The sequence below is a fragment of the Paenibacillus agaridevorans genome (genome assembly GCF_018604145.1).
Lineage (GTDB): Bacteria > Bacillota > Bacilli > Paenibacillales > Paenibacillaceae > Pristimantibacillus > Pristimantibacillus agaridevorans.
Genome location: NZ_CP075889.1, coordinates 3,218,068 through 3,237,791 on the forward strand (window position 1 = coordinate 3,218,068; position 19,724 = coordinate 3,237,791).

The 19,724-nt window shown below is 57.7% G+C and carries 9 protein-coding genes and 1 pseudogene; 2 read left to right on the plus strand and 8 right to left on the minus strand.

What is annotated here, in order from left to right:
- Window positions 1–17 precede the first annotated feature (17 nt).
- The 7 genes from KJW29_RS13795 to KJW29_RS13825 form a co-directional block, all read right to left on the minus strand.
- Entirely contained in the window at window positions 18–3,662 is a 3,645-nt protein-coding gene (locus tag KJW29_RS13795) for a family 78 glycoside hydrolase catalytic domain (protein ID WP_246608716.1), read from the minus strand.
- A complete protein-coding gene (locus KJW29_RS13800; RefSeq protein WP_214630195.1) occupies window positions 3,659–4,927 on the minus strand; it encodes a ribulose-bisphosphate carboxylase large subunit family protein in 1,269 nt (422 codons plus the stop codon). The genes KJW29_RS13795 and KJW29_RS13800 overlap by 4 nt, the downstream gene beginning before the upstream one ends.
- Before the next feature lie 82 nt (window positions 4,928–5,009).
- The gene (locus tag KJW29_RS13805; RefSeq protein WP_214630196.1) at window positions 5,010–7,703 is read right to left on the minus strand and encodes a glycoside hydrolase family 78 protein; all 2,694 of its coding nucleotides are present in this window, start codon (window positions 7,701–7,703) and stop codon (window positions 5,010–5,012) included.
- A 7-nt stretch (window positions 7,704–7,710) separates the two neighbouring features.
- On the minus strand, window positions 7,711–10,944 hold the full coding sequence (locus KJW29_RS13810) for a glycoside hydrolase family 2 TIM barrel-domain containing protein (protein ID WP_214630197.1): 3,234 nt from the start codon (window positions 10,942–10,944) through the stop codon (window positions 7,711–7,713).
- 20 nt (window positions 10,945–10,964) lie between these two features.
- Entirely contained in the window at window positions 10,965–12,362 is a 1,398-nt protein-coding gene (locus KJW29_RS13815; RefSeq protein WP_214630198.1) for a four-carbon acid sugar kinase family protein, read from the minus strand.
- Window positions 12,356–14,089, minus strand: a complete 1,734-nt coding sequence (locus KJW29_RS13820) for a glycoside hydrolase family protein (protein ID WP_246608717.1) — start codon at window positions 14,087–14,089, stop codon at window positions 12,356–12,358. The genes KJW29_RS13815 and KJW29_RS13820 overlap by 7 nt, the downstream gene beginning before the upstream one ends.
- A gap of 22 nt (window positions 14,090–14,111) precedes the next feature.
- Window positions 14,112–15,878: a sensor histidine kinase gene (locus KJW29_RS13825; protein WP_246608842.1), complete on the minus strand. Its 1,767-nt coding sequence runs from the start codon at window positions 15,876–15,878 to the stop codon at window positions 14,112–14,114.
- Window positions 15,879–16,784: 906 nt separating this feature from the next.
- Between KJW29_RS13825 and KJW29_RS36765 the strand changes: the two are divergent.
- Window positions 16,785–16,897: pseudogene (locus KJW29_RS36765) on the plus strand (transposase); the annotation flags it as partial.
- A 90-nt stretch (window positions 16,898–16,987) separates the two neighbouring features.
- Here the strand turns inward: KJW29_RS36765 and KJW29_RS13830 are convergent.
- On the minus strand, window positions 16,988–18,022 hold the full coding sequence (locus KJW29_RS13830) for a LacI family DNA-binding transcriptional regulator (RefSeq protein ID WP_214630200.1): 1,035 nt from the start codon (window positions 18,020–18,022) through the stop codon (window positions 16,988–16,990).
- 254 nt (window positions 18,023–18,276) lie between these two features.
- On the opposite strand from KJW29_RS13830, the gene KJW29_RS13835 reads away from it, so the two are divergent.
- Window positions 18,277–19,710: an L-fucose/L-arabinose isomerase family protein gene (locus KJW29_RS13835; protein WP_214630201.1), complete on the plus strand. Its 1,434-nt coding sequence runs from the start codon at window positions 18,277–18,279 to the stop codon at window positions 19,708–19,710.
- The last annotated feature ends 14 nt before the right edge of the window (window positions 19,711–19,724 follow it).

Below are 19,724 nucleotides of genomic sequence, written 5' to 3' on the forward strand. Positions count from 1 at the left end.
TAATGAGCCTGACAGCGTTAATTGCCCGCCGTTACTTCTTGCGCGGAAAACGTATAGCTTCCGGACACCGTCTCGTATATCGTTTGCTCCGCCTCATCCCTCAGCTTCTTGACGCCTTCCGGCAATACCGTTTCTTCCCCATGACCGCAGATGTTCTTAGGGGCATAGACGATTCCCTTCGAATTGGGCGGAATCGTGACGCGGAGAGACGGTTGATTGTTCTCGTCCCTCTCCCAGCGCACGCTGGCATATCCCGGGCGCAGCCGTTGCCAGGCTTCCGCCCACTTCATATCCTCCGGCATATAAGGTTTGATCAAGATGGTGTAACGTTCGGTTGCCGTATCATAACGGTAATCCATGCCGGCCAGACCTTGATACAGCCACTCCTCCAGATGACCCAGCATAAAATGGTTCTGCGACTTGCCGACCACAGGTCCGTCCCACGCCTCGGTAAGCGTCGTCGCGCCATGTTTGATTTGAAAACCGTAACCCGGCTTATCCGTTACTTGGGACATCCGGTAGATGACATCCGATCTGCCGGCCCTGCCAAGCGCAAGCAGCACATAACGGTAGCCCACGTCGCCGGCCGTCGTCTGGTAGCCGCGTTCGGCAATTTGCCGCGCAAGCTTCTCGGTCAACAAAACACGATGCTGCTCCGGGGCAATCCCGATCGCTATCGGCATGGCAAGCGCGGTATCGCTGCCCGTTGCGTAGCTGGCCGTCTCCTCGTCCCAATATTCCCGTTGAAACGCAGATTGGATGGAGGCGGCCAATTGCCCGTACTCCTGAACATCCCCTTGCTCATTCAGCATGGCGGCCATTTTCTGCATAACGACGGACAGACCATAGTAGATCACCGTCTCCGCCAATGGAACAGGCGTATTTTGCGAAAATCCAGGCCCTGCCGGACCGATGTCATACCAATCGCCAAGTCCCACGGTTATGATGTACCCTTCCGACTTCCCGGTCAGATAAGCGATATAACGTTTCATGCCGGCATAGTGCTTCTCGATCAGACCGATATTGCCATACCGCTGCAGCACTTCCCAGGCAGTCAGAATATAAGTTCCGCCCCAAGCGGTCGCATCGCGGAACAGGCTTAGCGAATCGTCGAACACGACATACTCTGGAGCGGTCGTCGGCACCAGGCCATTAGGCAATTGGGCATCGGCGATATCCTGCAGCACCTTCTTCAGCATCGCTTCCACGTCGTAGTTGAACATAATCGACGGCCCCATTAAATGAACCTGCTCCAGCCATCCGAGCTTCTCCCGATGCGGGCAGTCGGTAAATACGCTTTTGGTGTTGCTGAGAATCGCCCAATTAATGATGTCATGAATCTCGTTAAGCAGCGGATCGGAGCATTGAAATCCTCCTGCGGATTCCAGCTCGGGATACAGCATTTCTCCCGTGATGGCATGCAACACCGGCAGGGATGACGGGGATGAATCGGCGAAAGCTTCGGGCACCGCTCCTTCAATCATCACGTAACGGAAGCCGGTATAAGAAAACTTGGGACGCCATTCCTCCACGCCATTGCCGCTTAGCGTATAACAAAACTCGCTCGGGGCTCCCGTCCACTTCTGGTTGACCAAGCCCTCCTCCGTCAGCAGCTCCGCGCAAGTCATTACGACTTTCGATCCCGCTGCGCCGCTCACCTTTATTTTTGGCCAACCCGAGAAATTCCCGCCCAGATCCGCCACGTAAATGCCGGGCTTGGGATTGCTTATACGCTTGGGCTCGAGGATGCGCATCACCTTGACAGGCGGAGCCGCTCCCGCCGCAAGCTTGCCGGCAGGTCCCGTAATCTCCAGAGCAGGCCTCCACGAAGCGGCACTCTCGTCTTCTCTGCTCGCATCGTACTCCTCGCCGCCATATATACATGTAAAGATTAGCGGACTTTCCCCGGCTTGCCAGCCGCCGTCCGTCCGAATCGTCTCGCTTGTACCGTCGTCATACTCGATGACGATATCCGCCAGACAAGTCGGAGTGCCATAAGAGTCCTTAAACTTCGCATACTTGCCGCCAGGCACATGGTAGAAGCCGTTCCCCAGCTCGATGGTTATCGTATTTCCTCCCGTTTCCAGCATGGACGTGATGTCATAAGTCGCATACAAAACGGTTTGGTCGTAGTCCGTCCAACCGGGATCCAGCTCGCGATCTCCTGCCTTGCGGCCGTTTAACCGAAGCTCGTAGTGGCCGAGCCCGCTAATGTATATCCTCGCGCGCGCAACCTTCCGGGCGACATCGAAGTCACGACGAAAGCGGAACGCTCCCTTCGATGCGGCTGTCGCATCCGGATGCGTAATCCACTTGCCCTGCCAGCTGCCCAGTTGTCCCGTCTCCCACCAGGCTGTCGGGCTTGTATAACGCGACCCTCGCTCGTCTTCTATCGTCACTCTCCAGTAATAACGCTGCCTGGGCTGCAGAGGACTGCCGTCAAAGCTAATCGCCGTATGAGCGCCTCCGCTGACGAAGCCGCTGTCCCAGACATTGGCAGTTCCGCTCTGCAGTCTATCGAAGCTTGAAGCCACCTCGATTCGGTAAGCGCTCTGCCGGAAGCCCGCCGGCAATTGCTCCAGAAAGGACCAGCCCAGCCGGGGATGCCGCTCGTCCAGGCCTAACGGATTGGGCATCCCCTCCGTACGCAAAGCGCCGACCGCGATTGGCGCGGATGTCGCCACCGCGATCGTTCGGAATTCCGGGAAAACGTTGCATGTCGCATCGCCGTCCATAGGCCGCCTGCTAGCGGTGTAAAAATGGTACAATACTCCGTTATGCGTAATAATCGACGGTTTATGGGCGAATACGGAATCGATCTCGTTCCCTTCTCCGACCGTGATTATGGGTTCTGCGTGCTTGCGCCAGTCCAGCAGATTATCCGACAATGCCAGCCCTTCCTGGGCGGCCTTAAAATCAAAGCCAAAATAAAACATCGCCCAGCGCGATCCGTCCCGCAGCACGCAGGGATCGCTGGCGAAGCCGCTGTCCCAAGCATCCGCCGTGACCTGGACGACGGGATTGCCGTCATGGCGCGTCCACTGCGCGAGATCTTTGGAGGTCGCGAGGCCGATCTGCTCGGTCCAGCGGCCCTCATCTTTGTCCTTGGCGTTGTAGAACAAATAAAACGTGCCTTCGTGCTCCACCAGACATTCCTTGTATAATCCGCCTCTCTCCCATTCTCCTCCGTCCTCCGGCACAAGAATGGGTTCCTTCAGACGGTGCCAGTTCATCAGGCTTTCGTCTTCAGTCCAGGCAAGCCCGATCTTGGCCGAACCCGCCTCGTAGCCGTCGCCGGGATAGGAGTGATAGGCCAGCCAGTACTTTCCGTCCCACTTTTTCAGATGGCCCGGACCGTGCATATCGTTGTCCCTAAGAATCCAGGTGCCCGCTATATTGCGCGAATCCCAGGCATCCCCTTCCTCCTCCCGGGTCAGTATGGTCGACAGATGCTCCCAATGAAGCAGATCGTCGCTTGCGGCCAGCGCCGTTTGATAGCCCGTTCCGTCGAAGCCGACGTACATCATGTAGAATCGGTCCCGATGCCGGAATACGAAGGGGCAGTCTACCGCCCGGCTGTCGAAGGCTCCGTCCGTTCCGGAGCCGACGAGCACGGGCTTCTTCCATTTGTGCGGGGTCAAACAAGCTGCTATGTTCATCATGAACGACCTGCCTTTCCGAATTTGTCCATAGCCCTCCGCACGACGGGATGCCGATTCGCGCATTGCTCCAGCGTAACGCCGTTCACGGCCGCTTCCCATGCCAGCTTCATGCTCTCGAAGCCGGCGGCCGCGCCGTCCGGATGAGCCAGCATGCCGCCTCCGGCCAAATGCATGACGTCTGCCGTTTTTGCGGCGTTATAGGTTGCGTGCGCCGTGCCTGCCCATTGACCCGAGGAAACGACCGGCATCGCCTTATAGCCGCCAAACAGCGGCTCCATGCAAGCTTTGATGGACGCCGTGACGGATTCGTTGCTTTCGTAGAACTTCCCGTCCAGGCCGTTAACGTGCAGATGATCCGCGCCCGCGAGACGGCAAAGCTTCTGGTAAGCCGTAAATGACATACCAAGATGGGGCGAGCGAGTCATCATTCCCCATTGGTTGCGATGGCCATGGATGGGCACCTCGCTGTAGCCGTTTAGATGCGCAAGCCCGGGGAGCCCCACGCTCAATATGCTGACCATCACGCAATTGCCCCCCGCGCCGACGACAAGGTCGTGATTGCGGCGAAGCTCATCCCAATCGCCGGTAATATTGAAGGCATACATCAGCTTTTTGCCCGTCGCGTCCGCCGCGCGTTCGATCGCGGCGGTTACGGCCGCAACCTTCCGGTCCAGCGGGGCATAAGGCGGATTGGCGTTCAGTTCGTCGTCTTTGATGAAATCCAGCCCCGCCCTGGCAAGTTTCTCGACCATGACCGCCAGCTCCTCGACAGACAAACCGATGCTGGGCTTCACGATCGTGCCCAGAAGGGGACGATCGTACACTTGAAGCAGCCGACGCGTCCCTTCAATGCCGAATTTAGGCCCTGCGTAACGCTGGGCGAACGCCTCCGGCAATTGAAGATCGAGCAGCCGCAATCCCGATATTTGCTGCAGTTCGTATAAGTTGCCGGCGATCGCCGACATGAGGTTCGGGATCGACGGGCCGAAATTATGAAGCGGGAAGGAGATGACGACGCGGCCGCGATGATAACGACCCTCGTGACCAGGGGGCGCAACCGTCCCCGGCAAGCTGGGAGCGTCATGGTCCTCCAGCCGTTCGATCCCCTCGACGACGGCCCCGTGCTCCCTCTTCAAAGCATCGCTCTCTCCCGGCACCTTGGTGAAGGTGCCCGTCGACTGTTCGCCCGCAATAATCTCGGCGGCCTGCTCCAGCGGGTACGGCGTTTCAACCCAATAAGTAGCGGCAACGCGTTGTGAATCCATACGGCTACACTCCCTTCGTGCTCAATGCCGATCCGCCGCTGTTTCTGCGATCGGCAGTTATGGTCAATCGATAAGCGCCTTGCTATACGCTTGCTGTAACGGGAACATGCTCGCTCGTGAACGCGTAGCGGCCGGATCCGACGCGGAACGCCGAGCCTTCCTCCTGCACATCCAGCTTGGCAATAACTTCCGGCGATTCGGTAATTTCCTTGCCGTCCAACCGCACTCCGCTGCCTGGAACATGAACGGTCGCCGTCGTATTTGGAGGCACTTGTACGTCAAGCCGAAGTTCTCCGCCTGCCGCCAGTTCCCAATCGACGGAGATGGCTCCGTATAACGACTCGTACGAAGCCTTGACGCGCGTCAGCCTGCCGCCCGGCCTTGGCCGAATCACGACATGGCTGAACCCCGGTTCGGCCGGATCGGCCTCGATGCCCGCCATGTAACGGAACATCCACTCCCCTACGGAGCCTAGCGAATAATGGTTGAACGAATTCATGGAAGGCGTCTGGAACCCGTTTTCCTCCGTCCAGCCGTCCCAGCGCTCCCAGATCGTCGTCGCGCCGTGTTTGATGGAGTACATCCAGGAAGGGAACGCCTCCTGGGTCAGCAGCTTGTAGGCAACGTCGAGCTCCCCGGAGTCGCTTAGCGCCGGCAACAGGTAACCTACGCCGAGGAAACCCGTGGACAAGCGGTCGCCCCGCTCCCGGATATTGTCGGTCAGGCGGCGGATCGCTTTATCCTTCAGCTCTTTCGGCAATAATCCGAATTGAAGCGCAAGCACGTATACCGTCTGCGTCTCGCCATGGATGGCGCCGTCCTGCGATACAAAGGCCCGGCAGAACGCCTCCGAGATATCGCGGAACAACGTTTCGTACCGGCGCCGATCCTCTGTCTTGCCAAGCGCACCGGCAATGTATCCCATCAGCTTCGTACTGTACGCGAAATAAGCGGTCGCCAGCACTTCGTTTGGCGTGTCGGCCTCGATCGACAACCAATCTCCGTAGTTGGCGTAATTCGGCCGGATCAGCTCCACGCTATTATCCTTTAAGTAATCCACCCAGCGCGCCATCGCGCCGTAATGCGTCTCCAGAATGCGGGTATCCCCGTACATCAGGTACAGCGTCCAGGGGATGACGACCCCGGCGTCGCCCCAGCCCGCGTTGTCCGGCGCGAACCAGTTCAGCCTGGTGCTCCACATTTTGTAGCGCATCCAGCCGGCATCGGGAGCCACGTCCGTGAATGCGCCCGACGGCTGCTGGCAGTCGATCATGTCCCCCATATATTTCGCGAAGAAACGCGACACGTCCATGTTGTAGGAAGCCGTCCGCGCAAAGATCTGGGCGTCCCCCGTCCAGCCGAGCCGCTCGTCGCGCTGCGGGCAATCCGTCGGCACGGACAGGAAGTTGCCTCGCTGCCCCCAGGTAATATTGGCGTACAGCCGGTTGACCATGTCGTCCGAGGTCTCCAAACTTCCTGTCACAGGCGTGTCGGAATGAATGACCTTCCCCGTTAGGGTCGTCAGATCCGGCTCTCCGGGGTAGCCGATCAGCTCCACGTACCGGAAGCCGTGAAACGTAAAGTGCGGCTCGTACCGCTCCTCCCCGCCGCCTTTCAACACGTAATGATCCTGTTGCACGGCCACCCTGAGATTATCCAGGTACAAGGTGCCGTCCGGATTAAGCATCTCCGCGTGGCTCAGCGTAATTTTCGCGCCTCTCGCCCCGGTTGCCCGGAGCTCCGTCCAACCGACCATGTTCTGGCCCATATCGTAAATATAGGAGCCCGACGCCGTGCGGGTCACCGCAACCGGCGTGATGCTCTCCGTTATCCGGATGGGCGGCTCCATCGTCGCCGTCAGATCCCCGTTATAGCCCGAACGGATATCGGGCGCCTCCCAAGAGGACGAATCGAAGCCGGGCAGCTCCCATCCCTCCAGCTCCAGCCGGGCATCGTAGCTTTCGCCCATGATCATGTCGGAGTAGCGGATCGGTCCCTCCGCGACCCGCCAGGAGCCGTCCGATACGACAAGCTGTCTGCTGCCGTCCTCGTATTCGATCGCCGCCTGCAACATCAGGAATGGACGCTCGCCGTACACCCGGCTGCCCAGGAAGCCGACGGTTCCGGCATACCAGCCGTCGCCTAGCATAACGCCGAACACGTTCTCCCCCTGCTTCAGGAGTTCCGTAATCTCGTAGGCGTGCACCTGCACGCGCTTGTCGTAATCCGTCCATCCCGGCGCGAAGAGATGTCCCGCCTCTTTGCCGTTAACCTTTAGCCGGAACAGCCCCAGCGCCGTGACGTACACGACGGCGCGCCGGACGGCGGAAGGGACGGCGAAGGTTTGGCGCATATATGGGGCGGGCTGCAGGTCGTGAGTCGTTCCCGGGCCAAGCCGCGGCTTGCGCCCGATCCACTTCGCCTTCCACTCCCCGCGGGACAGCAGCCCCATCGACCAGTTGGATGGCTCGCTCCATTCGGAAACTTGGCCCCGTTCATCCCAGACCCGGACCTTCCACCAATATTGCCGCTCCGATTGAAGCTCCTGTCCCGCGTAGACGACATGAACGGAGCTGCGGGATTCTACCTTGCCGCTGTCCCAGCAATCACCTTCGCCGCGGGCGAGCTTGTCGCGCGAAGAAGACACCAGCACTTGATAGGCCGCTTGCCTCGCGCCTCGTTCATGGGACTCCAGCTTCCAAAAAAGGCGGGGAGCCCGGACGTCGATTCCGACGGGATTGACTTCGTATTCCGTCTTGCAAGTTAAGATTCGCATAGGCCTGTTAGCCCTCCTTGTGTGATGAATGGGCGCGCCGGATCGCGGCCGCCCGCGATTCGTCGTTCCAGAACGGTTTGAGCCGAACGGTATATGTCATGCTTTCGGCGGATATCAAATAGGACGGCATGGTCGGCGCGTAGCCGCAGCTATGGTTGCCGAGTCCCGATTGTCTCCAATCCGCCAGAACTTCGATTTCGTCCGACGGGACAAGGTCGGCATGATGGCTTGTTTCGCCGAGCGCCTTCGTCCCGTATCGGTTGACGCCCAATTGTCCCAGCATTCCCTCCGCGGCCCCCGCCACGAGCAAACCTGCGCCACCGGCTTCGGCGATCGTCGCCCAGCGCACGTCCGCCTTGCTTCCGCTCTCTTGAGGCTTGATATACGGCACGAATTGTTCCGAAACCTTGCCTTCGTAGACGCCGAGCTTGCCGCTCGCCTTGCGGTCGGGGTAACATTCGTGCGGGCCTCTGCCGAACCAGGCGAAACGGTCGAACGACTTCGCCATCGCGAACCGCATGCCCGCTCTGGGCAGCGGCGGCAGATCCTCCTTCAGGGGGATGATCCGGTTCTCCAGTCTTACGTCGCCGTTGCCGCCAATCGTATACAGCTGCTCCGTCCGGAACAACATGCGGGCCCCTTTGACGCCCAGCATGGATTTCACTTCGATCCGAACGGCCGAACCGCCTTCGGCGATCTCCGAATCGACGCGGCGAGCATAGGCGGTTAATTCGTGATAACCCGCCTCTCGCCACCGCTTCGCCAGATGGACGTCGTTGTCCACCGGCGCGCGCCATAGATGGATCGCGGGACCCTTCGCCAGCAAGGACGTGCCCCTGCATTCCCAGGTGACGATCTCCCCGGCCAGCTTGTCGAAAACCAAGGCGAAGCCGTCTCCGGAAACTGATAGAACGGCATCGTTCTCCGTCAGCGACAATTCGTTCTCCGTACGCGACCATTCGCTCTCCTGCTTCGCGACAATGGCATTCGCCGCCTCTTTCCTGGCTGCCGCGGCTTCCGTGCTTCCGGAACGGGTCAGCGGCACGTCGGCCCATGCGACCTCGTGTCCCGCTTCCGCCCATGCCGCGCGCTCGCGAAGAACGAAGCTGACATGGAGCCAATATTCTCCCCCGCCTGTCGGCACGGAGCGATAAGGAATCGCGACAAGCTCTCCGTCCCCCGGTGAAATCGGCAAAGGCGGAAGCTCGCCCTCCTCTATGACGTCGCCGTTGCGATAAACCCGCCAACGAGGCAGGAGATGCTCCAACGTGACCGAATCATAGCGATTGCTTATCTGCAATATCCCTGTTTCCGGTTCGACCGGCCGCACGACGACGGGTTCGATCGCCTTTTTGAATTCGGTTAAAGCCGGCTTGGGCGACCGGTCGGGGAACAACAGCCCGTCGATGCAGAAGTGGCCGCTATGCGGTTCGTCGCCGAAGTCGCCTCCGTACGCGTATCTGAGACTGCCTTCGTCCATCTTGCGGCGAATCGCAAGATCGGACCATTCCCAGATCAGTCCTCCGCAGAGCCGGGGATACCGGTAGACCGCGTCCCAATACTCCTGCTGATTGCCCAGCGCGTTGCCCATCGCATGACCGAATTCCACCATCAGATACGGGCGCGGATCCTCCTTCTCCCCTTCGGCGATCAACATGTCCACGGAAGGATACATGGAGCTGACGATATCGACAACGGGAGACTCTCCCGCCCGCTCGTAATGAATAAGGCGCGTGGGATCCGCCGCCCTGGTCCAAGCAGCCATGGCATCGTGATTGGCGCCGTAACCCGATTCGTTGCCAAGCGACCAGACGATGACGGAAGGATGGTTTTTGTCTCTTTCCACCAATCGCGCCATCCGGTCCAGGAACGCTTCCCGCCAAGCGGGATCCTCGGCCAGCGCGCTTTCGTAAGCGGTTTTCTCGTCGGGATTGTTTATCCAACGGCTGATCTCTCCCAGAAACACGCAGCCGTGCGTCTCCAGATCCGCTTCGTCGATGACGTACAGCCCATAACGATCGCATAGGTCGAGCCAACGTTCGTCGTTGGGATAATGCGAGCAGCGCACGGTATTGATATTATGCTGCTTCATTAACGCAATGTCCCGGACCATGTCCTCCATCGTCGTCACGTGGCCGAGATCGGGGTGAAATTCATTGCGGTTCACCCCGCGAATAATGATGGGGTTTCCGTTGACGAGCATCTTTCCGTCCTTCACCTGAACGTCGCGGAAGCCGACGGAGAAGCGCTGTACCTCGGTTGCTTCGCCCTGTCCATTCTTCAAAGTCAGCAGGAGCGTATAGAGAGCCGGCCGCTCCGCCGACCAAAGCTCGGGAGCGGCAACGGGTAGCTCGGCGCAGATGACGGTTTCTTCGCCTGGGTCCGGACCGGCTGCGGCAATTGCCGCGCTTGCAATGGCAGCCATAGCCGGACTCAGGAGCTTCGCCTCAATAGAGCAGGTCTCCTCGCTTCCTGCTGCGCCGCCTTGCGACCGGTTGCGTATCGTGACGGCAACCTCCAGGGCGCCTTCTCGGTACGAGTCGCGGAGCTTGGTGACCAACTTGGCGTCGAATAGATGAGTACCCGACACGGACAATAGATGCACATCCCTGAATATGCCGCTGAGGCGCCACTTGTCCTGATCCTCGAGATAACTGCCCGTCGACCATTGATAGACGCGGACCGCTAGCTTATTCTCGCCCTTGCGGACAAGCGACGTAATATCGAATTCCATGCGATTGTGGCTGCCTTGGCCGAAGCCGGCCTCCTCTCCGTTCACCCACAGATGGAACGCCGCGTCGACGCCGTCGAAAGCCAGAACGAGACATCGCTCCAGCCATTCTTCTCCCAAGGAGAATGTGGTGACATAACAGCCTGTGGGATTCCGCTTCGGAATATGCGGGGGATCCACCGGGAACGGATATTTGCTGCTGCTGTACAGGGGCACGCCGTAGCCGTGCAGCTGCCAATTGCTCGGAACCGGCAGCGTCGCCCAGTCTTCGCAGCCATATGAAAGCTCGTGAAATCCAGCCGGAGCTTCAACGGGACTTTCCGCGAAATGAAATTTCCAATCGCCGCTCAGGCAGCGATAATAGGGGGAAGCCGAACCATCGGTTTCGAGCGCCGACCGTTCATCCGCGAACGGAACGGCAGCGGCTCTGGGCCGTTCGGTCCCCCGCTGAAGCACGTTTAAATTCTCATAATCGGGCAAGCTTGCGGCCTCCCGTCTTGTTCGTTTCATCGTCTCCCGCCTCCTGACCATTAACCTCTCGCCCCCGATGCCGTTCCCAGTCGCACTCGCTCCAGGAAGTCGTCGCTTCCCACCTGTCCCCCTTTGAGCACCAGCTCCAGCCCGTCGATGGACGGATCATGACAATGGGCTCGGCATAACGGTCCTCCCGGCTCGATCGCGGCTTTGCATTCCAGAGCGTAAATGCCGATCGTCCGCGAGACGTACCCCGACGTATCCCCGCCGGCGATGACGATGCGGGAAATGCCGGCTTCTGCAACGACCTGCCGGCAAATAGCGCCAAGCGCCTCGCCGAGCAGGCGGCTGCTTGCCTCCGCGCGTTGCCCTTGCGCCGCCAGCGCGTGCCGCAGCGGGCCGATGCCCTCGTCGTGGGGACCCAGCGCCGAATACAGAATGACGCTGCGCCCCTCGGCAAGCTGCTCCAGCGTCTGCTGCTTCAGGTTCGCGATCGCGTCCTCCCGGCGTTCGGGACTCAGCAGCTCTTCTCCGGCGACCCGGATGCCGGCATAACCGGCATCGAGCGCATAACGAATCTGCCGCTCGGTAACCGGCGAGCAGCTGCCCGACACGACTAACAGCCTGTCGACCGCGCTCACCGGTTCTACCGCCGGGCCCTCCGCCGGCGCCAGCCCTTCCGCGCGCCAAGCGGATCCCAGCGCGTATTCCACGCCGGAGGAACCCGCCACGAAGAGGCCTTCGCCCTCCGCCGCCTCCTCCCAGATGAGCCTGCCCGCCGTGGCCAGCCGCTTCTCGTCGATCACGTCGAAGAGCACGATATCCGGCTCCTCCTCCGACACAAGACCATTGAGACGCATGCGCACGGCCTCATGCTCGCCGTCCAGCGCCGCGATGTCCAGCAGGGAGATGGTCAAGTCGGTCTGCTTTCCCAAGTGCAGACGCAGATCCGATTCCGCCATGGGAGTAACGGGATGCCTCTTCATCGTCGGGTGGCGGTCCAGCCGATGCACCTCGCCCCCCGCTCCCGCAAAGTGATGCCCGAACACCGTATACCGGCGCAAATAGGGGACGCCTACCAACAGCGGCACGAACTTGCCTCGCTTGCGGCTATCGAACACGTCGCTGCCGATCTCGATCGCCCGTCCGATGCTGCCCGTGTCCGGAGATGAATCGAACGTGGAGCAAATCTTGTAATGGACGATCGCCGCGTTCGCCGACCTCAGCGTAGCCAAAACGGGACGAAGCTCCCGCTCCATCTCTTCCGGCGGCAAGGAACGGCTAACTCCAGCCACGCCGAAGCAATCCGCGTCCCGGAATTTCCCCTGGAGCAGCTCCGGTTCCGGCGGTTCCAGGAACAAGATCGTGCGCAGGCCCGTACGATACAGCGCCTCCAACACGTCCGTCGACCCCGTAAAGTCGTCGCCGTAATAACAAAGCAGCCGTTTTACCATACGAATTCGCGATCCAGCCGGCGATAATCGCCCCCGCGCATCGGGGCCCGATCGAAAACTTGCCGCCCGCTGTACAGCGGCTTTTTCGTGCCTTTCGGGGTAATCCCCACCACGTCGTCTCCGCGCCATTCCGCCTCGAACGTTTGGCCGACGGCGTTCTCCAGCGTCTTGCGGAAGCTTAACGGGAAGGTCACCGTAATTCGTTCCCCGGCGGTCGCCTTGCCGAGCGAGAGGAAGTGGCGGTTGACCCAGCTGCTCTCCTCGCTGCCTTTGCTTTCGGTCAAGATACCCTCCCGCTCGCGGGTGTACTTGATCTTCGTAAAACCGGCCCACTCCGGTATGCGGATCAGAAGCCTTGCGATGTCCGAGCGCACGTCCAGCACGATCTTGCCTTCGTGAGGCAGATGGCTGCTGACGTCAAGCCACTTCGAACCCCGGTTCAGCAAAAAATTGACGCTGACGGTCCCGTTTTTCTCCGTGATCGTGTTGCTCCAGCCCATGAACAAGCCGCGCGTGCCCGATCCCAGGCAGCAAATTTGCAAATCGCTCGTATGGCCTCGCCCTTCGTTGACGTCGCACACGAAATCGTTCGGCGCCGAATAACCCGCGAAGGAACCCCGGGTGCGCTCCGCCACCTTGTAGAAGGTTGTGTGGGCCTGTATATCGTTCGACTTGTCGTCCGTCTGCTCCACCCAGTCGAGATCCAGCAGCTGCGATTCCGCCAGATGGTTGCGCAGAAACCGCTCGACGACGCCCCAATATTCCACGTAACCGCTCTTGGCCAGCGTAATGCCGCAGGCGATCAGGTCCACGAGCGAGCACGTCTCGTGCTCATAGGCCTGCTCGTGCAGATCGCCCGGCGTCCAACCGAACGCCGTGCATTTGGTCAGCGCCCAATCGTAGCTTTTCTTGACCCAGGCGATCATCGCCGCGTTGCCGGAGTGCATGCCGAAGCGGGCGATGGCGTCGAGCGTCCCCAGACGGGTATGGAAGTGGCCGCTGCGGTAAGCCAGCGAATCGTTGAAGCTGCCGTCTTTGTTGAAGACGCCGCTCCGCTCCATGATTAGCGCGGTGAAAAACTGGCATAGCTCGTAAGCGTCTTCATTGCCGGTCAGCTCGTGGTACTTCAGCAGCGGCATGACCAGCCTGCCGCAAAATGCCGCGGGGTCCGGCGCCAGTCTCAGCTGCACGCCGTTCGCCGATGGCCAGCCCGTCTCCTTGTATTCAGACGCCGGATAATACCAAACGTCCCGTTCCTTGACGGCGATTCGCTTTAGGGCGGCCACATGCCGATCCGCCGCTTCCTTCACCTTGGGATCCCCGGACTCCATGTACCAGGTCGTCAAGGACAGGATGACGGCGCGCTGGTCGATCAGGTTGGCGTTCGGCTCCCAGTCGCGGGTCGGGTTGATTTGGCGATAGCTCATCCCGTCCTCCTTGAAGAACGACAGCAGATTCTCGCGGTACCGCTCCTCGACTTCCTTGCCGAACGTCTCGCCGGACATATGTCTGGCCAGAATCAAGCCGTCGATCATCCTCCCGTGGGAGGATCCGTAATCCCAATCGCCATGCTGCATGTAGGCGGGCTTGTGCATCAAGTCCGCGCTGAAGAACGGGATGTAGCCATGATCGCGGTCGGCCAGCCCGATCATCGCGTTGATGGCGTGGGCCGCCCTCTCCTCCAGCATAAGCGTATCCGGAATCTCGCTCATTCGTTGTTGCTCCATTCGATCTTCACTCCTTTTATCGTTATCCTCCACGCGCGGCGGATCCGCCTAAGGGGGAAACCGTCAGCCTCAGAATATACTTCGTGCCCTCCCCTTCGCGGCTCTCGATCAGAAGCCGCGTATGTCCGCCGTAGAACGCGCGAATGCGTTCGCTGACATTGTAAAGCCCGTGACCGGAATTTTCGTTCTGCAGCTCCTCGCGGTCCCGTTCGTTGCTCAGCACGCCCCGGATCAGCTCCAGCCGTTCCGCGGGGATGCCGGGACCGTTATCGGCAATCACGATCTGGAGCTCTTCGCCTTCTCTTCGCACGACGATATCGATCTCTCCGCGCTTGCGGCTCTGTCCGATGCCATGCTGGATGCAGTTCTCCACAAGCGGCTGCAGAATAAAGCGTGGACAGCGGATATCTTCAATCTCCGTCAGCACCTGGATGGAGAAGCTTAACCGATCCAGCATGCGCAGCTTATGCATGTCCAAATAATGCTTCACGTTATCGATCTCATGCTGCAGCCTCGTCTCGTTGTCGCCGGAATTCAGCGTGTACCTGAGCAGCCGCCCGAACGTGTAGGTCGCGTCCACGACTTCCTGATCGTTGTTGATTTCGGCGAGCATCCTTATGGATTCCAGCGTATTGTACAGAAAATGGGGCTTGATCTGCGCTTGCAGCACCAGATAATCCGCTTCCTTCTTCATGAGCTCGGCTTTGTGCACGGTATTTAGCAACTCGTCAATTCGCTGGACCAGCGAGTTGTAGGATCGGGTCAACAAATCGATTTCATCGTTGGATTTGCCTTCTTTGTAGAAGGTCAGATTGCTTTCGTCTCCCCGTCTCATGTGCTTGGCCAGTCCGAGAATGCGGCGAACGATCGAGGAAGCCGTCGCGTAATAGATGCCCGTCAGCACCGCAAGCGATACTAACAGGATCAGAGCAAGGACAAGCGTCTTGGTCCGAATATCGACGAACACCTCGTCCATCTGGCTAAAGAAGTAGAACGTCGTGGACAGCTCCGGAATCGTCAGCGAATTCACAAGCGCCCTCTGCTTGCTGGAGTAGGCATAACCTTGATCGCTCTCATCCGCCATGGCAATCAAGCTTGCCGTCAATTCGTCGTCCTGTCCGGCACCCTCGCTGCTGTATGCCGTTGCTCCGCCCTGCATGATCCGCACTTGCATGTTGTGATTGACATCTACCGCCTTAAAGAAATTGCTAATCAACGATTCATTCGTTTTGATCTCCAGCACGGCCAGCGGCTTCGTATAGCTGTTGTTATAGATGCGCTGGTAGTAGGTTAGGCTCGGAAGCTCGGCAATATCGGAGCTTGCGCTCCGCAACCACACGCCTTCGTCCACTTTGACCCCTTCCAGCAACGCCAGAGGCTCTTCATTTATCCGATCCAGATCTTCGAGCTCTCCGTCCACGGAGTGGACCTTGGGCAGCGTCTTGTACAACTTAAGAGAAGAGATCCCGTTATCGCGCGATTGCGCGTATATAAATAGCGGACGTATGTCTTTGAGATAGTTGTATACATGCTGCAGCTCCGAACTGTAGTTTCCGTTTAAATAATCGATCAGTTGCTGGTTGTTCATGAACAAGGCATGAATGGATTCCACCTGCTTCAAGCTGGACCGGAAGCCGTCGCCGGCTTGCACCACCAGCTTCTGCTTGCCTTCGGAATATTCGGACATGACGTCCATGTAGAACTGATTGTACAAGTAACCGCCGAAAACGATAATCGGCAACAACACGAGAAGCAGGTAACCTAGCGCCATTTTCTGAACGATCCTCATATTTTTCACTGCAACAGCCTTCTTTCGCATTCGGAGGCTTCGCTTGAAGCGCTTCCATTCTAGTTGCAATTATTATACGAAGGAACTTTGGCGGTAGACAACTTCCCTTTTGCAGCCCGCCCGCCGCGCGCGAGTTCATTTGGTTCCGGCCGCATGCTCCAATTCCGCCTCCATCCTCCTTCTCCTTAGCTGATAGCGGCTGCTTTGGGGGACTTAACTTCATTGTATAGACGAGCGCTTGGCATGAATAGTGATGAAAACTTAGAAACGAGCGAACATTTTTAAGAACTATGTAAGCGCACGCACCGACAAAAAAAACGTGCTGTCCCAAAAGATATAAAAATGATAGCGAGACAGCTAATGCACACAGTTAGACACAAAAATGGTCGGTCAGGATACCTACCCTTGACCGACCACTGCAACAACAACATCCCATAGGCGTTATTAACGACTATGGAGCGCTTAACAGCAACAAATACTTCCCATAGGCGTTATTAACGACTATGGAGCTCGTAACAGCAACAAATACTTCCCATAGGCGTTATTAACGACTATGGGGCTCTTAACCGCAACAAATACATCCCATAGGCGTTATTAACGACTATGGAGCTCGTAACAGCAACGAATCCATCCCATAGGCGTTATTAACGACTATGGAGCTCGTAACCGCAACAACAACATCCCATAGGCGTTATTAACGACTATGAAGCGCTTAACAGCAACAAATACTTCCCATAGGCGTTATTAACGACTATGAAGCGCTTAACAGCAACAAATACATCCCATAGGCGTTATTAACGACTATGGAGCTCGTAACAGCAACGAATCCATCCCATAGGCGTTATTAACGACTATGGAGCTCGTAACAGCAACAAATCCATCCCATAGGCGTTATTAACGACGCTCCTGCTTCGAGGCCTGCCGAAGGTAAGCCTTGAGGTCGGGTGGCTTTCGCTCGCCACAATTTGCTCAATAAGGCGGCAATAGACCAAAAGCCAGAAATGGCGGTGCAGGGGTAACGCCCTAGCACCGCCATTTCTTTTTGACGTTTCATTCTACAAGTGAGCTATTTCATCAAGCGAGCGTCATACTTTTGAGACAGCTCGTCCTTATACGGCCCGCGTGGATTGCCTTACGACAAGCTGCGTATCCACCGATATTTTGTTGCGAATGGTGCTGCCGGTCTCGATTTCCTGCACGAGCGCGTTGACCGCCCATTTGGCCATGCTTTCCTTCTCGACATGCACCGTAGTCAGCTCCGGCGTTACGATCCGAGCTTCCTTGATGTTGTCGAAGCCGATCACGGACACATCATCCGGAACGCGCAACCCCATTTCCGCAAGCGTCTTGACCGTACTGATGGCGATATAGTCGCATTCGCAAAAAAATGCGCTGGGCATCGGCTTCCCTGCGCCCAAATAGTCGGCCAGCTTGTTCTTAAGCGTTTCCTGGGCAACAAGAATGGTCGGCTCCACGGTGAACAGGCAATCCGGGTTCAGCTCGACTCCCCGTTCCCGCATCGCATACGCAAAACCGCGCCTGCGCTCCTCGAAATTATGGATGCGGTCGCTGGACGAGATATAGCCGATATGGCGATGCCCCAGTCCGATCAGATGCGAAGCGGCTTCGTATGCCCCCATCATATTATTAATCTCGACGAAGTGAATGGGCAGCGTTTCGTAGCAGTTATCGACAACGACCATCGGCAAGGCTAGTTTGCCCGAGATATCCGATATCTGTATTCGGTCCAAATTCGTCCCCAGTAAGATAACGCCTTGGCTATTCCCGCTTTCGGCAATCGACGTTATTCCTTCGTCGAGCTTGTCCAGCGAGATCGTGCTGAACATCAGCGAATACCCAAGCGCCCTGCAGCGCTCCTCCGTAAAGTGGATCAATTCCCGAAAGAAAGGCTGCTGGTAATACGAGTCGACCACGAGTCCGGAATTGGCGAACACCAGGAACGTAATTGCTTTGGAGGCCGCATCGGCCCCCGATTTCCGGGGTTTGAATTCGTAATTATGCGCCTGGGCGATTTGGAGAATGCGTTCGCGCGTCTCTGGCGCCACGCCCGGCTTTCCGCTAAACGCAAGCGACACCGCTGCTTTGGACACGCCCGCCATTCGGGCGATGTCTTCCATTTTCATCGAGATGCCTCCTACTCTTTCAAATCCTAAACTCTAGTGTACAGTCGAACTAAACATTATGCAATCAACTACACAACTCAACTTAACAATTAGTTTAGTTAAATATAAATTTAGTTTTGTTTATATAAATTTCAGTTGACCCTCATCATATTTCATGCTAATTTAGGTGTGACCTTGTTGTCATATTAAATTGTTCAGAAAAAAAGTGACATATGTTTAGCTAAACAAAATCGTCAATTTAGGAGGACTCTCACTTGAAAAAGCTTAAGCTCGGCTACGCCCCTACACGCCGATTCGTGTTCAGCGCGGAAGATGCTTTCCGGTACAAAGTGATGATTAAGGAAAAGATGGAGAGCTTCGGACTCGATATCGACATCGTCGATCTGGAGGGCATCAACCAGGAGGGATTGTTGTACGACGACCACATTGGCGCGGATCTCATAGCCGATCGGTTCCGTCAGGAAAAAGTGGATGCCGTGTTTTTTCCTCATTGCAATTTCGGCACCGAAGACACGGTCGCGCGGGTGGGCAAAGCGCTCGGAAAGCCCGTTCTGTTGTGGGGGCCCCGCGACGAAGCTCCGCTCGAGGACGGGATGAGGCTGCGGGATACGCAATGCGGGTTGTTTGCAACGGGTAAAGTATTGCGGCGGTTCAACGTTCCGTTTACCTATGTGACTAACAGCAGACTGGACGATCCCGTATTCGAACGCGGATTTACGAATTTTATCGCGGCAGCCAACGTCGTGAGGCAATTCCGCAGCCTGCGAATTTTGCAGATCGGTCCGCGTCCCTCCTCCTTCTGGACGATGATGTGCAACGAAGGGGAACTGCTGGAGAGGTTCGGCATTGAGCTCCATCCTATTACGATCGTGGATATCCAGCGCGCGGCGAAACGGATCGAAAGCGGCTTCGGCTCCGAGCTCGCCGAAGCCGTGGATTACATCAAAGCCAAGCTGGACTGGTCGGAGGTGACGGAGACGGATGTCAAACGGATTGCGTCGTTAAAAGTTGCAATGAAACAATACGCCGTTCAGACGGGAAGCACCGCGATCGCGATTCAATGCTGGTCGTCGCTGCAGGATGCCATGGGCATTATGCCTTGTCTGGCCAACGCGATTCTCACCGATGAGCAAATCCCCGTCACTTGCGAGACGGACATTCATGGCGCCATCACCTCGGTCATGACGCAAGCGGCCACGTTGAATCAGCACCCGACCTTTTTCGCCGATCTTACGGTCCGTCACCCGGACAATCCTAACGGCGAGCTGCTGTTTCATTGCGGCAATTTCCCGGTATCCCTGTCAGTCGAGGACAAACCCAAGCTGCGAAAACATTTTCTGTTCGACGATCATTCCCCCGGCACTCATGAAGGCGAAATTAAAGGCGGCGGCATGACGCTTGCCCGTTTCGATGGCGATCACGGAGAATACAGCCTGTTCCTTGGCAAAGCCAAAGGGATACAGGGACCTTACACGCGCGGTTCTTATGTGTGGGTGGAAGTCAACGATTGGCCTTTATGGGAAGAGAAGCTCGTCAAAGGACCCTACGTCCATCATGCCGTCGGCATTCATGCCAATGCGATTCCCGCTTTATACGAAGCATGCCAGTACATTCCCGGACTTGCGCCCGATCCCGTCGATCCGACGGAAGCGGAGATTAAGGCTTGGCTCCGAGGATCGGGCCTGTAGAAGGAGGATTACGC

Coding starts and splice junctions, on each gene's coding strand:
- KJW29_RS13810 (WP_214630197.1), bottom strand. CDS start 10,944: ATGAAACGAACAAGACGGGAGGCCGCAAGCTTGCCCGATTATGAGAAT.
- KJW29_RS13815 (WP_214630198.1), bottom strand. CDS start 12,362: ATGGTAAAACGGCTGCTTTGTTATTACGGCGACGACTTTACGGGGTCG.
- KJW29_RS13825 (WP_246608842.1), bottom strand. CDS start 15,878: ATGAGGATCGTTCAGAAAATGGCGCTAGGTTACCTGCTTCTCGTGTTG.
- KJW29_RS13795 (WP_246608716.1), bottom strand. CDS start 3,662: ATGATGAACATAGCAGCTTGTTTGACCCCGCACAAATGGAAGAAGCCC.
- KJW29_RS13830 (WP_214630200.1), bottom strand. CDS start 18,022: ATGAAAATGGAAGACATCGCCCGAATGGCGGGCGTGTCCAAAGCAGCG.
- KJW29_RS13820 (WP_246608717.1), bottom strand. CDS start 14,089: ATGGAGCAACAACGAATGAGCGAGATTCCGGATACGCTTATGCTGGAG.
- KJW29_RS13805 (WP_214630196.1), bottom strand. CDS start 7,703: ATGCGAATCTTAACTTGCAAGACGGAATACGAAGTCAATCCCGTCGGA.
- KJW29_RS13800 (WP_214630195.1), bottom strand. CDS start 4,927: ATGGATTCACAACGCGTTGCCGCTACTTATTGGGTTGAAACGCCGTAC.